13 protein-coding genes are annotated in these 14,860 nt (G+C 57.0%); 11 read left to right on the top strand and 2 right to left on the bottom strand.

Annotation, left to right across the window (positions count from 1 at the left end; genetic code table 11):
• The first annotated feature begins 83 nt into the window (after positions 1–83).
• From J2X72_RS19510 to ampC, 3 genes are all read left to right on the top strand, one after another.
• Positions 84–602, top strand: a complete 519-nt coding sequence (locus J2X72_RS19510; protein ID WP_310074686.1) for a DUF992 domain-containing protein — start codon at positions 84–86, stop codon at positions 600–602.
• A 117-nt stretch (positions 603–719) separates the two neighbouring features.
• Positions 720–1,319 (top strand): DUF922 domain-containing Zn-dependent protease, encoded by a 600-nt coding sequence (locus J2X72_RS19505; RefSeq protein WP_310074683.1) that lies wholly within the window; start codon positions 720–722, stop codon positions 1,317–1,319.
• A 62-nt stretch (positions 1,320–1,381) separates the two neighbouring features.
• Positions 1,382–2,578: a class C beta-lactamase gene (ampC, locus tag J2X72_RS19500; protein WP_310074681.1), complete on the top strand. Its 1,197-nt coding sequence runs from the start codon at positions 1,382–1,384 to the stop codon at positions 2,576–2,578.
• A 122-nt stretch (positions 2,579–2,700) separates the two neighbouring features.
• Here ampC and J2X72_RS19495 read toward each other — a convergent pair whose 3' ends face one another.
• Entirely contained in the window at positions 2,701–3,060 is a 360-nt protein-coding gene (locus tag J2X72_RS19495; RefSeq protein ID WP_310074679.1) for a hypothetical protein, read from the bottom strand.
• A 425-nt stretch (positions 3,061–3,485) separates the two neighbouring features.
• Here J2X72_RS19495 and J2X72_RS19490 point away from each other — a divergent pair, with 425 nt between their 5' ends.
• The 8 genes from J2X72_RS19490 to J2X72_RS19455 all read left to right on the top strand — a co-directional run bounded on the left by J2X72_RS19490 (position 3,486) and on the right by J2X72_RS19455 (position 14,205).
• Entirely contained in the window at positions 3,486–4,073 is a 588-nt protein-coding gene (locus J2X72_RS19490) for an ANTAR domain-containing protein (protein ID WP_310074678.1), read from the top strand.
• Positions 4,074–4,083: 10 nt separating this feature from the next.
• Entirely contained in the window at positions 4,084–5,370 is a 1,287-nt protein-coding gene (locus tag J2X72_RS19485; RefSeq protein ID WP_310074675.1) for a CmpA/NrtA family ABC transporter substrate-binding protein, read from the top strand.
• Positions 5,371–5,724: 354 nt separating this feature from the next.
• A complete protein-coding gene (locus J2X72_RS19480; RefSeq protein WP_310074672.1) occupies positions 5,725–7,023 on the top strand; it encodes a CmpA/NrtA family ABC transporter substrate-binding protein in 1,299 nt (432 codons plus the stop codon).
• A gap of 10 nt (positions 7,024–7,033) precedes the next feature.
• Positions 7,034–7,927 carry a nitrate ABC transporter permease gene (gene ntrB / locus J2X72_RS19475; RefSeq protein ID WP_310074669.1) on the top strand — a complete coding sequence of 298 codons (894 nt, stop codon included), beginning with the start codon at positions 7,034–7,036 and terminating at the stop codon, positions 7,925–7,927.
• A gap of 11 nt (positions 7,928–7,938) precedes the next feature.
• Positions 7,939–8,736 carry an ABC transporter ATP-binding protein gene (locus J2X72_RS19470; protein ID WP_310074667.1) on the top strand — a complete coding sequence of 266 codons (798 nt, stop codon included), beginning with the start codon at positions 7,939–7,941 and terminating at the stop codon, positions 8,734–8,736.
• 1 nt (position 8,737) lies between these two features.
• On the top strand, positions 8,738–11,203 hold the full coding sequence (nirB, locus tag J2X72_RS19465) for a nitrite reductase large subunit NirB (protein ID WP_310074665.1): 2,466 nt from the start codon (positions 8,738–8,740) through the stop codon (positions 11,201–11,203).
• Between the two features lie 4 nt (positions 11,204–11,207).
• Positions 11,208–11,540: a nitrite reductase small subunit NirD gene (gene nirD, locus J2X72_RS19460; RefSeq protein ID WP_183662987.1), complete on the top strand. Its 333-nt coding sequence runs from the start codon at positions 11,208–11,210 to the stop codon at positions 11,538–11,540.
• A 1-nt stretch (position 11,541) separates the two neighbouring features.
• Positions 11,542–14,205, top strand: coding sequence for a molybdopterin-dependent oxidoreductase (locus tag J2X72_RS19455; protein WP_310074664.1), 2,664 nt, complete (start codon positions 11,542–11,544; stop codon positions 14,203–14,205).
• A gap of 45 nt (positions 14,206–14,250) precedes the next feature.
• On the opposite strand, the gene J2X72_RS19450 is transcribed toward J2X72_RS19455, so the two are convergent.
• The gene (locus J2X72_RS19450; protein ID WP_224506651.1) at positions 14,251–14,613 is read right to left on the bottom strand and encodes a CAP domain-containing protein; all 363 of its coding nucleotides are present in this window, start codon (positions 14,611–14,613) and stop codon (positions 14,251–14,253) included.
• Positions 14,614–14,860 lie beyond the last annotated feature (247 nt).

Raw genomic sequence — 14,860 nt, 5'->3', positions numbered from 1 at the left:
TATCTGATGACCTATACAGCTTGCTGAATTTGTCGGCTGAACGACCGATTGCGGTGCACCGGTCATACTAAAAGGAGAAAATTATGAAAAAGATTCTTGCGATGGCACTCACGGCAGCGTCGCTAACTCTCGCGGGCACGATGGCTGCCAAGGCGGCGGACACCATCCGGACCTATCAGGAACCGGATCTGCGCAGCGGTGTGAAGATCGGCTACCTCGATTGCACTATTGGCGGCGGCATTGGTTATGTGCTTGGCTCGGCCAAGGAGATTGAATGCGATTTCCGCTCGAGCCTTAGCGGCGAACGTTCGGACCACTACAGCGGCGCAATCAAGAAGCTCGGCGTTGACGTTGGCTTCACCACACGCAGCCGGCTTATCTGGGCCGTGTTCGCACCGACAGCCGGCTACCATCATGGCTCGCTCGGCGGCATCTATCGCGGCGCTACGGCGGAAGCGACAGTCGGCGCCGGCATCGGCACCAACGTGCTGTTTGGCGGCACGGCAGGCTCGATCCATCTTCAGGCCATCAGTGTGACGGGCCAGATTGGTCTTAATCTTGCCGCCACCGGCACGTCGATGACGCTCGCCTCGGCGAACTGACGGCACTGTATTATAGCTCCCTTTCGCCCCGGCGGAAGGGAGCAAGTCTCTAGGCGCGCCGAACGCCGATAGGTGAAGGCGTCATTTTCACGATTTTGACGATCCGGGGGGATTCTGGTGAAAACAGCCGTCCAACTTTCGTTGCTGGCTGCCTGTTGCGCCTTGCTACCTGCAATTGCACATGCCGAGTGGCAAGCAGTGGAAAAAGTAGAGAGCTACGCGGTTTCAGGAAAATCCGGCGCCGAGCTTTACGCATCGATTGGGAAGAGGGGACCGAAAGCCGGTGATAACGGAAGCGCCATCGCGCACACGAATTTCCGCCTGACATGGTCGAGGAAATACGAAAACCAGGGCGATGCCTGCACGCTCGTCTCCGCAAAGCCCAAACTTGTAATCACCTACACTATACCGAAGCCTGCTGGAAAGCTGCCGGACGCCGTTGCCAGAAACTGGGAGACGTTTATCACCGGGATCCGTCGTCATGAAGCCGTGCACGGCGATATGATCCGCGAGATGGTAAAATCAATCGAGGCTGCAACGGTCGGCTTGTCGGTGCCCGATGATCCCAAATGCACCAAGATCAGAACGGAGATGACGAAGCGCCTTTCCGAACTGTCTCAAACCCAGCGTCAGCGCAGCCGTGATTTTGATCGAACTGAACTTAGTGAAGGCGGAAATATCCACCAGCTCATCCTTGCATTGGTGAACGGGGCTTAGACAGGGATGCTTGCGTGCCGTCACGCGGCACCGGACGTGTATTTTTTGAAGGATGAAAGCTGATGAACCTGAAACTTCTTGCTCCAATGATCGCGGCCGCCGTCGTTTTCGCCACAACCGCGAGCCCTGTTGGCGCAGCGGAGAATCAACGGGATAACGTCGAAGTCTGGGTAAATGACGCCGTGCGACCGGTCATGAGCCAGTACGATATTCCAGGCATGGCTGTCGGGGTCGTTCTTGATGGGAAATCTTACATTTTCAACTATGGGAGAATGGCGAAGGATGGCGGCAAGCCGATAACAGACAAAACGCTGTTCGAGATCGGTTCAATCAGCAAGACGTTGACCGCCACGCTGGCTACCTACGCACAAGCCAACGGAGATCTCGCCTTGACGGATCCGGCAGGCAAGTACGTTCCAGCCCTGCAAGGCAGCCCCTTTGGCGATGTGGAAATTCTGCATCTGGCGACGCACACGCCGGGAGGCTTTCCGCTGCAAGTACCGGACAACGTCACGAACGAACGGCAGATGCTGAAATATTTCAAGGAATGGCAGCCGGCTTACCTGCCCGGTACACACCGGACCTATGCCAACCCCAGTATTGGCATGCTCGGCTACATAACGGCGCACAGCATGAAAGGGGATTTCCCTACGCTGGTCGAACAGAAGCTGTTTCGACCGATGGGCATGGCCAACAGCTATATCAACGTCCCGAGCGACAGGATGGCGGATTATGCGCAAGGGTACACGAAAGCGGGCAAGCCCGTGCGCATGAGCAATGCGGTCCTGTCATCGGAGGCTTATGGTGTGCGAACGACGGCCGCTGATCTGGTCCAGTTCCTCAAGGCAAATATGAAGCTCGTTCCGCTGGATGAGAAGCTGGCGCGCGCAATAAGGGATACGCATGCCGGTTATTTCAGGGTCGGCGAGATGACCCAGGACCTCGTATGGGAACAATTTGACTATCCGGCCGCGCTTCCCGCGCTGCTCGAAGGCAATTCCCAGAGAACGTCAAGGCCGGCGCTTCCCGTCAAGCGGATAAGTCCTCCGATGTCACCGCGTCAGGACGTCCTCATCAACAAGACGGGATCGACAAATGGGTTCGGCGCCTATGTCGCATTCGTACCAGAGAAGCGGATGGGCATCGTGATCCTGGCCAACAGGTTCTACCCCAACGAAGACCGGGTGAAGATCGTTCACCAGCTTTTCGCCCGCTTCGAGAGCGGCGGTGTGGGTCATGAGCCAGCTCCAGTCGAATAAGACTTCCTCTGCGCATCATTTTGGGGCGGCTAATGCGGTCCACAGCGGTGCAATCCAACCAAACAGCAACGCCCCCGGGCCGTTCCCGGAGGCGCTGTCCAGCTGGGAGGAAGCCGGTGTATCTAGTTTAGATGGTCCCACCGATAATACGGTTCGCCGAATAACTGACCATTCACCTTCTCGATTTTCCCCATCAATGGCCGATACTCTCCCATCGGGATCACACCATCCCTGTTGACGGCGATTGCGTCTTTACGGATCGAAGACAGTTCGGCCTTGAGACCATGGGCCTCGGCGGGTGTCATCAACCTTTGGCTGCGTTCTTGAGAAATCCGCGTGTCCGCATTGTTAACGTCGGTAAGAATGGAATTGAGCTGGCCACTTGGTACATACCGGGTAGGGCCGGGCGCCGCGAAGGCCATTGTAAGGGGAGCGGAGGTGAGAAGTGCGGCAAGAGCCGCTTTCAGAATAGTTGAGCGCATTTTGCGTCTCCGGTTCTCATGGAGCGACAGGTCGCTCCGTCGTCAGCCGCCCGTCTCGATCCGTCGGGTCGCGATGTGATCATCGCCGGCGGTTCCCGGGTAGCTGGTTAAGGGTAGATCTTGCAGGGGCCGGAGAAAACTAGCCATAGGTATTGACGGAGGCAAACTTGAGTATGACAGCGTCGAACAGCCGATACTATCCGTCTTGGTAGAGTTGTATGCCTGCTGGATTTTCGGCATAGGAATGCTTTGAAAACACATGAATCTCACACAAACATTGCGCATTCTTGCACACGAATCCTCGAATCCGGGGCAAGAATTTCAACCCCCAGAGGGAAATTTAGTTGCGCAAAGTTGATGTTCTTTTCCACCAGTGTGGCCTAATGTAGCATTGCACAATATTCATGCATGCGCAAAAATGAGGCATGAATGCAGCCCTGTCGATCATGATTTTCGACGAGAACCGTATCCGCGCCGCTATTATCGAAGAGGGCTTGCGGGAGGCGGGGCATACGCACGTGGTGGTGCTGCACGATATTGTCGGACTGGCGCGGCAGATAGAGGTTATCGGTCCGGATGTCATTGTTATCGATATCGAAACGCCCAACCGCGATATGCTTGAGCATTTGTTTCAGCTAACGCGCTCTGTACGCAAACCTATTGCGATGTTTGTGGATCGCTCGGATACTTTATCTATTGAAGCGGCTGTTGAAGCTGGTGTTTCGGCCTATGTGGTCGATGGTTTGAGGAAAGAACGTGTGAAGCCCATCCTTGATATGGCCGTCAGCCGTTTCAAGGCGTTCAGCCGGTTGCAGCAGGAACTGGCCGACGCCAAGAGTGCCCTTGAGGAGCGCAAGATCATCGACCGGGCCAAAGGAATCCTGATGAAATCGCGCAAATTATCCGAAGATGAGGCCTATGCGCTTTTGCGTCAGACAGCCATGAACGAAAAGAAGAAACTTGCCGATATTGCCCAAAGCGTCGTCATGGCGGCGGCAATTCTGGGAAGTTAGGAAGAGCCGAATGAGTTTCATCCCGACCGGAATTGATCAGCACAAGAGCGGGCTAACAGCTCCTGCCACGATCCGCACGGAAAGTGCCAAGCTGGTTCGCGCCGGGTTCATCCCGCTCGTCGATGCCGCTGTTCTCATTGCCGCTTCGGAATTCGGATTTGCCGCTCGCGAAGGTATCCAGATAGATCTGGTCAAGGACGTTTCATGGGCCAATATCCGCGACCGGCTGGCGTTCCGCCAGTTCGACATCGCGCATATGCTTGCTCCGATGCCGGTCGCCGCGGCGCTAGGCCTCGGGTCCAATCCTTCTCCGGCAATTGCTCCTTTCATGCTCGGGCGTGGCGGTAACGCCATCACGCTTTCCGTAGAGCTCTATCGTCGTATGCAGGAAAAGGCAGGTCTTGCTGGACATGAAGATGCCCTGACCAATGCCAAAGCGCTGAAACTGGTAATCGAGGAAATGCGGGCAAAGGGCGAGGCTTTGCCGGTCTTGGGGATGACCTATCCCTTCTCCTCACATAATTATGAATTGCGCTATTGGCTGTCAGCTGGCGGTCTTCATCCGGAAGAGGATGTAAAACTGGTCGTGGTGCCACCACCGATGACATCCGACGCCTTGTCCGCGGGAGCGATCGACGGGTTCTGCGTAGGGGCACCGTGGAATATGGTAGCAGTGTCGCGCGAAGTTGGGCGCATCGTTGCCGTCAAGGAAGATATCTGGCCTTCCAGTCCGGAAAAGGTCATCGGCGCCAGACCGGAATGGGCAGAGCAGAATCCCGAAACACTCTCACGGTTGATTGTGGCGCTCGATCGCGCGGCAGCATGGTGCGATGTTTCGGACAACCGGCGTGACCTGGCGCAGATCTTGGCGGAACCCCGTTATCTCGACGTGCCATTCGACATTCTCCACCGGGTGCTCGTGGGACAATTCACTACTGATCCGAACGGGACCGAGCGGACTGTTCCAGAATATTTTACCTTCCATCGCCAGGGGGCAAATTTCCCTTGGATCAGTCAGGCTCAATGGATATTCAGCCAGATGGTGCGTTGGGGGCAGGTCACCTATTCGCCGGAAGCCCATCGGCAGGTCGCTTCAGCCTTCCGGCCGGATCTATATCGAAACGCGCTTGGAAGCCGCTCTGATATCCCTATGGAGAATGTGCGCATCGAGGGAAACGCTGAGGATGACGTGTTTATCGATGGCGCCACGTTCGATCCAGAAGATGTTCGTGGCTATGTTGCAAGTTTCCCAATTCGAAATACCGGCTCCGGAACCACGGACCAGAGTGACGTTTAGGGCCGCACATGTTTTGTGCCGTGCACAATAAATTCGCACTCGACTGACGTTATCTGCACAAATCTGTTGCTTTGATTATTAATAGGCCCTCGCTTCGTGCAAGGCCAAACAAAAAATGTGTAACTTTTTCATATAGTTGCCGTTTTTATTAAGAGTTGGCACGCTGCTTGCATTGATAATCTTGTTCCGTCAATGACGACAGGAACCGCAGGCACCGGCATCGGGTGCTTTCAAAGACACAGACGTCGCTCGGGCGAGTTCATTCCGTAGGTATGCCTGGAATGCACTCCATCCAGCGGCGTTTTTTTATGGCTCAACCGGCTGCAAAGGCCGACGCGTTTCAGGGGAAATACTATGAAAGACATTCTCTCGACTGGCATGCACAGACGAAAACTTCTGAAAGCGGGCGGAACGCTGGCACTGTTTGCTGCCGCCAAATCTGCTTTTCCTGGTGGCGCTTTTGCGGCAGCTGCCGGTCCCGAGACCACAAAGGCAACGCTTGGCTTCATTGCGCTCACCGACTCCGCACCATTGATCGTCGCCAAGGAAAAAGGTCTGTTCGCAAAATATGGCATGCCAGATGTCGAGGTAGTCAAGCAAGCCTCCTGGGGCACAACACGCGACAATCTCGTATTGGGTTCGGCCGGTAACGGTATCGACGGCGCACATATTCTCACTCCGATGCCGTACCTTATCAGTACCGGCAAGGTGACCCAGAACAACCAGCCTTTACCGATGGTCATTCTCGCACGGCTCAATCTCGACGCGCAGGGGATCTCCGTTGGTGCCGCCTATGCGGATATCAAAGTCGGCGCAGATTCTGGTTTGCTGAAAGAGGCTTTTGCCAAGAAGAAGGCAGAGGGCAGCCCAGCCAAGGCCGCAATGACATTCCCGGGCGGTACACATGACCTCTGGATTCGTTACTGGCTCGCAGCCGGTGGAATCGACCCCGACAAGGATGTCGAAACCATCGTGGTTCCGCCGCCGCAGATGGTTGCCAACATGAAAGTCGGCACGATGGACTGTTTCTGTGTGGGTGAGCCGTGGAATGCGCAGCTTGTCAACCAAGGCATCGGTTACACAGCAATCAATACGGCGGAAATCTGGGCCAAGCATCCGGAAAAATCTTTCGCCATGCGCGCCGATTGGGTCGAGAAGAATCCCATTGCGACCAAGGCCCTGCTGATGGCCGTCCTGGAAGCCCAGCAATGGGCTGACGACATGGCGAACAAGGACGAACTGGCAGCAATCGTCGGCAAGCGCGCCTGGTTCAATGTTCCCGCCACCGATATCGCTGGACGATTGAAGGGCGATTATGACTATGGCTCCGGGCGTATCGAGCCGGCCAGTCCGCATTTGATGAAATTCTGGCGCGATCACGCATCTTATCCGTTTCAGAGCCATGAAAAATGGTTCCTGACCGAGAATATCCGATGGGGCAAATTTGCACCGGACACGGACATCAACGCATTGGTTGGCAAGGTCAATCGGGAGGATCTCTGGCGCGAGGCGGCATCGGCCCTTGGCGTTGCCGCAACGGATATCCCCGCTTCGACATCGCGAGGTGCCGAGACCTTTTTCGATGGCAAAGTCTTCGACCCGGACAACCCGCAGACCTATCTCGCCAGCCTCGACATCAAACGTTTTGCGTGAAGGAACCGGTATGACTGCCAGCCCCGTACGGATGAATCCACAAAAACAGCCACACACCCAAGCAAAGGTCGTGACTTTGAGCACTCCGAGATCATCTGTTGCTCGGCGGCCCTTCCCACAGTGGCTCTCCGCCCTAGCAGGACATATATTGCCGCCGCTGGTAACGCTGGCGTTTCTGCTGGTTCTTTGGGAAGTCATTTGCTCCTCGCCAACGGCGAGTGTTCCCCCGCCGTCGCGCGTTGTATCCGAAACCTGGGAATTGATTGTCCATCCATTCTATGTCGGACAAGGCGTCGACCAAGGTCTGTTCTGGCACATCCTCGCCAGTCTCAAGCGTGTGGCCCTCGGCTATTGCCTTGCGGCGATCGCTGGGATCGCTCTCGGTGCGCTGGTAGGTCAGAGCGACTGGGCGATGCGGGGTCTTGATCCGATCTTCCAGGTCTTGCGCACCGTTCCGCCGCTGGCCTGGCTGCCGCTGTCATTGGCAGCTTTCAAGGACGGCAACCCCTCAGCGATCTTCGTGATCTTCATTACGGCCATTTGGCCGGTCATCATCAATACGGCGGTTGGTATCCGCAATATTCCGCAGGATTACCGGAACGTTGCAAGGGTGCTGCGTCTCAATCAGTTCGAGTATTTCACCAAGATCATGATCCCGGCCGCCGCACCGTACATCTTCACGGGTTTGCGCATCGGCATCGGTCTGTCCTGGCTCGCCATCGTTGCTGCTGAAATGCTCATTGGTGGTGTCGGCATAGGCTTTTTCATCTGGGACGCATGGAACTCCTCGCGCATGAGCGACATCATTCTCGCGCTCATTTATGTCGGCATGGTTGGCTATCTCCTCGATCGTGCCATTGCGTCCATTGCCAAAGTCGTCACCCGCAACACGCTCAGCGCCTGAAGGAAATAATCATGTCAAAACCCTATCTCTCGCTCGAACAGATCGACATGGTGTTCAGTCGCGGTGGTGCGAGCACACAAGTTCTGAACCAGGTCTCCCTCGACGTCGACAAAGGTGAGTTCATATCGATTATCGGCCATTCCGGCTGCGGGAAATCGACGCTGCTCAACATTGTCGCCGGCTTGACAGAGGCAACGCGCGGCGTGGTGCTTCTTGAGGGCGCTGTCGTCGATGCACCGGGACCAGACCGGGCGGTGGTGTTTCAGAACCATTCTCTCCTTCCGTGGCTGACAGTTTATGAGAACGTCAAACTGGCCGTGGACAAGGTTTTCTCAGGCACGAAAAGCCGGGCCGAGCGGCATGAGTGGACCATGCGCAACCTCGAACTGGTTCAGATGGTTCATGCCAAGGACAAGCGCCCGTCGGAGGTATCGGGCGGCATGAAGCAGCGTGTCGGCATTGCTCGGGCATTGGCCATGGAGCCAAAAGTCCTGCTTCTCGACGAACCGTTTGGGGCTCTCGACGCACTGACGCGTGCACACCTTCAGGATCAGGTCATGCAGATTCATGCCGAACTTGCCAATACAGTACTGATGATCACTCACGACGTGGATGAAGCGGTGCTTCTCTCTGATCGCATTGTCATGATGACAAACGGACCATCGGCCAAGATCGGAGAGGTCCTGGACGTACCGCTTGTTCGTCCGCGCCGCCGCATCGAACTCGCGTCGGATGCTACCTATATTCGCTGCCGCTCGGCAGTGCTGAAGTTCCTCTACGAACGTCATCGGCTTGTGGAGGCTGCGTGAGATGGAAGCACCTGAGAAAAAGCAGAAGCTGGTTATCATTGGCAACGGCATGGCACCGGGCCGCGCGCTGGAACATTTGTTTGAACTGGCGCCAGACGATTATGACGTGACGATTTTCAATGCCGAACCGCGCGTCAATTATGATCGGATCATGTTGTCGCCGGTGCTTTCCGGCGAAAAGGAATTCGAGGAAATCATCATCCATGGCGACGGCTGGTACATCAAGCACGGAATCATGCTTTATAAGGGCCACAAGGTGGTCAGTATCGACCGCGTTGCCAAAACGGTTACATCCGATGCGGGAACGACCGAACCCTACGACAAGCTTCTGATCGCCACCGGGTCTTTACCTTTTATCCTGCCGGTGCCAGGCAATAACCTTCCCGGTGTTTTGACCTATCGCGACCTCGATGACGTCAGGGCCATGCTGCTGGCGGCGCAATCGCGGGCAAAAGCCATTGTCATCGGCGGCGGATTGCTGGGTCTCGAAGCGGCGGCTGGACTCAAATCCCGCGACATGGACGTGACCGTCCTGCATGTCATGCCGACATTGATGGAGCGGCAGCTCGATCCTGCCGCGGGCTATCTCCTCGAAAAGGCGGTTGAAGCACGCGGCATCAAGGTCCTCACCAAAGCCAGCACCAAGGAGATTATCGGGGAAAAGAAAGTCGAGGGTGTCCTGCTTGCCGACGGGACGGTGCTCCCCGCCGATCTTGTGGTGATGGCCGTCGGGATCCGGCCAAGTGGTTCGCTCGCCAAGGAGGCGGGGCTTGAATGCAATCGCGGCATTGTCACGGATGCCGGTATGCGCACCTCCGATCCGGACATTTTTGCCATTGGCGAATGCGCGGAAGTCGGCGGTCAATGCTATGGGCTTGTCGCACCGCTCTACGAGATGGCGCGGGTGGTGGCGGCCCAGCTTGCAGGCAATAGCGAAGCAGCCTTTGTCCATAGCGAAACGCCGACCAAGCTGAAGGTCACCGGCATTAACTTGTTTTCGGTCGGCGATCTCGGGGAGGGGGACGACCGGCAGGAAATCGTGTTGCGCGATGCCTCTGCGGGCGTTTACAAGCGCCTCGTTCTCAAGGATGACCGCATCATCGGGACCGTTCTCTATGGCGAAACGTCCGACGGTGCCTGGTTCCACGATCTCACCAAAAAGTGCACCGACATTTCAGAGATGCGCGATACCCTGATTTTCGGCCAGTCCTATCAGGGAGGGTCCCCGCTGGACCCTATGGCGGCCGTTGCAGCCTTGCCAGATGATGCGGAAATCTGCGGTTGCAACGGCATTTGTAAGGGAAAGATCACCGGCGCCATTACGGGCAAAGGACTGACATCGCTTGACGATGTGCGTGCACATACCAAGGCTTCCGCCTCCTGCGGAAGCTGCACCGGACTTGTCGAGCAGCTTTTGTCGCTGACATTGGGAGATAGCTATAACCCTTCCGCAGTCACGCCCATGTGCAGCTGTACCGATCTCGGCCATGACGATGTGCGCCGCCTGATCAAGGCAAAGAGTCTGAAATCCATTCCTGCTGTGATGCAGGAGCTTGAGTGGAAGACCTCCTGCGGCTGCGCCAAATGCCGCCCGGCGTTGAACTATTATCTCGTCTCGGATTGGCCGGATGAATATGCCGACGATTACCAGTCACGTTTCATCAATGAGCGCGTCCACGCCAATATCCAGAAAGACGGGACCTATTCGGTCGTTCCGCGCATGTGGGGCGGGATGACCAGCTCGAAGGAACTGCGTGCCATCGCCGATGTCGTCGATAAGTTCGAGATACCGGCGGTGAAGGTCACCGGTGGTCAGCGCATCGACATGCTCGGCATCAAGAAAGAAGATTTGCCCGCTGTCTGGGCCGATCTTGGCAAGGCTGGCTTCGTCTCAGGCCAGGCCTATGCCAAGGGTCTGCGCACCGTGAAGACCTGCGTCGGGACGGACTGGTGCCGGTTCGGTACGCAGGATTCCACTGGACTGGGCATCCGCATCGAGAAGTTCATGTGGGGATCGTGGACGCCAGCCAAACTGAAAATGGCGGTATCCGGCTGCCCACGCAATTGCGCCGAGGCGACCTGCAAGGACATCGGAATTATCTGCGTCGATTCAGGCTTCGAGATTCATTTTGCCGGTGCAGCCGGGCTCGATATCAAAGGAACGGAAGTCCTTGGCCTGGTCCATACTGAGGATGAGGCGCTGGAGCACGTGGTGGCACTGGCTCAGATGTACCGCGAGCAGGGCCGTTATCTGGAGCGCATCTATAAATGGGCCAAGCGTGTCGGCCTCGATGAAATCCGCCGGCAGATCATGGGCGATGCGGATAAGCGCAAGAGGTATTTCGACCGCTTCGTCTTCAGCCAGAAATTTGCGCAGGTCGATCCCTGGTCCGAGCGAGTGTCCGGCGTGGACAAGCACGAGTTCCAGCCCATGGCGACCATAGCTTACCAGCAAGCAGCGGAGTGAGGGCATGAACGACTGGATTGAAATCGGTGCGCTCAACGATATTCCTCGGCGTGGCGCGCGCTGTGTGATGACACCGCAAGGCAAGATCGCCGTATTCCGCACGATGGAGGATCAGGTCTTCGCCATTGACGATCATTGTCCGCACAAAGGCGGGCCGTTGAGCCAAGGGATTGTCCATGGTGCTTCGGTGACTTGCCCGCTGCACAATTGGGTGATTTCGTTCGAAACCGGCAAGGCGCTTGGAGCCGATGAGGGCAGCGTCAAAACCATTGCGATAAAGCGCGATGGCGAGCGGATATTTGCCCTGCTTGAGCGCACTGCCGTGGCGGCGGAATAGAATGCTTGAATTCCCCACTACCGTTCGCACCACCTGCGCTTATTGCGGAGTGGGCTGCGGCGTTCTCGCCACAAGGGAGGAGAGCGGAGCGGTTCGCATCAAGGGTGATCCCCTGCACCCTGCCAATTTCGGGCGTCTTTGCTCGAAAGGCTCCGCTCTTGGCGAGACGCTCGATCTGGAGGGGCGGCTGCTCGAACCGCAGATCGGGGGCAAGCCCGCAAGCTGGGATACAGCGCTCGATCTCGTGGCAAGCCGCTTTACTGAAACCATAAGCGAACATGGCCCTGACAGCGTAGCCTTCTATGTCTCCGGCCAATTGCTGACCGAAGACTATTATGTCGCCAACAAGCTGATGAAGGGCTTTATCGGTTCGGCCAATATCGACACCAATTCGCGGCTGTGCATGTCGTCTTCGGTGGCGGGACACAGGCGCGCTTTCGGGTCGGATACGGTTCCCGGAACCTATGAGGATCTGGATCTCGCCGATCTCATCGTCCTGACGGGCTCCAATCTTGCCTGGTGCCATCCTGTGCTCTATCAGCGCATCGCCGCTGCAAAGGTCAGGCGTCCGGAGATGCGCGTCGTGCTTATCGATCCGCGCCGCACCGTGACCGCCGATATTGCCGACATGCATCTCAAAATAAAACCGGATGGCGATACGGCATTGTTCGTCGGTCTGCTCGGGTTTCTCGCAGCGCAGGGCGCGGTCGAGCGGCATTATGTCGAGCGATACACGTCGGGGTTCGAGGCGGCATTGGCTATCGCCAACTGTCACGATCTGCGCAGCATTGCCGCACGGACCGGGATCTCTCCCGAAGAACTTCGTGCGTTTTTTGAACTGTTTACGCGAACCGAGCGAAGCGTGACGGTTTACAGCCAGGGTGTGAACCAATCCGCCAGCGGCACCGACAAGGTCAATGCCATTATCAACTGCCATCTGGCAACGGGTCGCATCGGTCGTCCGGGTATGGGGCCGTTTTCGATTACCGGTCAGCCCAATGCCATGGGCGGCCGCGAGGTTGGCGGATTGGCGAACATGCTGGCGGGCCATATGCATCTGGAAAATGCCGGGCATCGCCAGCTCGTGCAGGCGTTCTGGGACGCTCCGACCATTGCGTCGAAGCCGGGATTGAAAGCTGTCGATCTTTTTGATGCCGCGCGGGCAGGGAAGATAAAGGCACTGTGGATCATGGCCACCAATCCGGTGGATTCCATGCCGGAGGCGGATCTTGTCATCGAAGCCATGAAGACTTGTCCTTTCGTCGTCGTTTCCGACATCAATGCGATGACAGATACGACATGCTATGCCGATGTGCTTTTGCCGGCGGCCGGTTGGGGCGAGAAAGATGGCACCGTCACAAACTCCGAGCGGTGCATTAGCCGGCAGCGTGCGTTCCTGCCGCTGCCGGGCGAGGCGAAGCCGGACTGGTGGATTGTTACACAGGTGGCCCGGCGCATGGGATTTGCCCCTGGTTTTCCATATGAAAGCGCAGCGCAGATTTTTGCCGAACATGCGGCGCTTTCGGGCCACGGAAATCACGGCACACGCGACTTCGACATCAGCGCGCACTCCGCCATAGTAGACGCGGACTACGATGCACTTTCGCCATTTCAATGGCCCCAGGGCAGGGATGAGCCCGCGACCGAAAAGCGCTTCTTCGGGCAAGGCGAGTTCTATACCGACGACCGCCGCGCCCGCTTCGTGGCGGTGCGACCGGCGAATGAGGAAGCAATCGATCCGCGCTTCGCCTTCACGCTGAATACCGGCCGTGTCCGCGATCATTGGCATACCATGACCCGCACAGGAAAAAGCGCGCGTCTTTCCGCCCACTTTGCCGAACCCTTTGCCGAGATCAATCCGCTCGATGCCGCAGAGCAGGGCATTGCCGACGCCAGTCTGGTCAAACTCGGTAACGATCATGGTAAGATCCTCGTCCGGGCATTGCTGACGGACCGGCAGGAGAGGGGCAATATCTTCGTGCCCATGCACTGGAACGGGCAATTTGCCGGCAATGCGCGGGTGGACAGGCTGGTTACCGCCAATGTCGATCCGGTTTCCGGGCAACCCGCTTTGAAGATGGCACGCGTCGCGGTCAAACCGTTCGCTGCCCGCTGGTATGGCTTTGCCGTATTGCATCATAAGCCTCTGCCCGATGCGGAATATTGGGCCTTGGCCAGGACGGACGGAGGCTACCGGCTCGAACTTGCCGGTCATAGCGTGCCTGGGGACTGGAGCGCCTTCGCGCGGAACCTATTTCAGGCAGAGAGGGATATCGAATTGCTTGCCTATCACGATGCACACCAGGATCAGCATCGTATCGCGGCATTCGATGATGAGAGGCTGCTCGGCGCACTTTACGTGGCGCGCGAACCGGTGACTGTTTCGCGCAGCTGGGCCAGCGAACAACTGACACGGCAATTCACAGATGCGCGACAACGCTTCCAGCTTCTGGCGGGGCGACCGGGCAAGGATGTGCCGGACAAGGGTGCAATTGTCTGCGCCTGTTTCTCGGTCGGCTGTAACGAGATTGCCTCTGCCGCCCATGAGGGTTGCACGACTGTGGAAGCAATCGGCGAACGCCTGAAGGCCGGAACCAATTGCGGCTCCTGCCGCGCCGAAATCCGCGGAGTTATCGACGCATGCAAAATCGTTGCGGCGGAATGACGTCTGCCAACGGGTGTCCTGGCTGTTCGCGGCAACACTCTGCCGTTATCCGCAAGCAAAGAAAGTCGAATAAGCTCCGTACACAGAAACTCCGGCGTATCGCATGTTGGGCCGAAGCATGTTCGTGTTGTGACCTGCGGAATTCCTCCATCCAGAAAAAAGAGCCTGTGCACTTCTATATCTAACACCGACGTTTTCCGTACACACTCCACTCAGTCCGGCTGCTTTTGCTTGGGCTGATCTCTGGCGGAAGCCATCATGGCCGATAGTTCCCCGGGCCGCTTGCTCCCGGCTGTGTTGCCGTGCCAGGGCTTTCAGCGTGCCATTGGCGGCCAGCGGCGATAGGCCATGGCTCGTCCTGTAGGAATTGATAAGCGTTAGCGTCTGGGGGCCAAAATCGCCCGCCATTGCGATGGGCTGTGTCGTACCTGCACATCCAGAAACCAGAACCGCAACTGCCATCGTGTGTAAGATTTTCATTCTCGGATTTCCCCCTGTGTCGTTTACTACGGCTTGAGACACTGTTGCGGCAGGGCCGCAATCAAACTTGAACCCACCCGTGTGGGTTCTACTTCAAATGCAACGGCGGGCGAGGGTAGGCTATAGTGGTGGCGATATGATTTCAACAAGCTGGTCTCTGAACACTTCGGTTGGT

This window comes from Phyllobacterium sp. 1468, assembly GCF_031455525.1.
Classification (GTDB): Bacteria; Pseudomonadota; Alphaproteobacteria; order Rhizobiales; family Rhizobiaceae; genus Phyllobacterium.
Note: the sequence above shows the minus strand (reverse complement) of the source record. Positions and strands in the feature narration are given on the sequence as shown.

Bases quoted from the DNA above. Each gene is read 5' to 3' on its own strand.
- J2X72_RS19510 (WP_310074686.1), top strand. From the start codon at position 84: ATGAAAAAGATTCTTGCGATGGCACTCACGGCAGCGTCGCTAACTCTC.
- ampC (WP_310074681.1), top strand. From the start codon at position 1,382: ATGAACCTGAAACTTCTTGCTCCAATGATCGCGGCCGCCGTCGTTTTC.
- J2X72_RS19495 (WP_310074679.1), bottom strand. From the start codon at position 3,060: ATGCGCTCAACTATTCTGAAAGCGGCTCTTGCCGCACTTCTCACCTCC.
- J2X72_RS19490 (WP_310074678.1), top strand. From the start codon at position 3,486: ATGAATGCAGCCCTGTCGATCATGATTTTCGACGAGAACCGTATCCGC.
- J2X72_RS19485 (WP_310074675.1), top strand. From the start codon at position 4,084: ATGAGTTTCATCCCGACCGGAATTGATCAGCACAAGAGCGGGCTAACA.
- J2X72_RS19480 (WP_310074672.1), top strand. From the start codon at position 5,725: ATGAAAGACATTCTCTCGACTGGCATGCACAGACGAAAACTTCTGAAA.
- ntrB (WP_310074669.1), top strand. From the start codon at position 7,034: ATGACTGCCAGCCCCGTACGGATGAATCCACAAAAACAGCCACACACC.
- J2X72_RS19470 (WP_310074667.1), top strand. From the start codon at position 7,939: ATGTCAAAACCCTATCTCTCGCTCGAACAGATCGACATGGTGTTCAGT.
- nirB (WP_310074665.1), top strand. From the start codon at position 8,738: ATGGAAGCACCTGAGAAAAAGCAGAAGCTGGTTATCATTGGCAACGGC.
- nirD (WP_183662987.1), top strand. From the start codon at position 11,208: ATGAACGACTGGATTGAAATCGGTGCGCTCAACGATATTCCTCGGCGT.
- J2X72_RS19455 (WP_310074664.1), top strand. From the start codon at position 11,542: ATGCTTGAATTCCCCACTACCGTTCGCACCACCTGCGCTTATTGCGGA.
- J2X72_RS19450 (WP_224506651.1), bottom strand. From the start codon at position 14,613: ATGGCGGGCGATTTTGGCCCCCAGACGCTAACGCTTATCAATTCCTAC.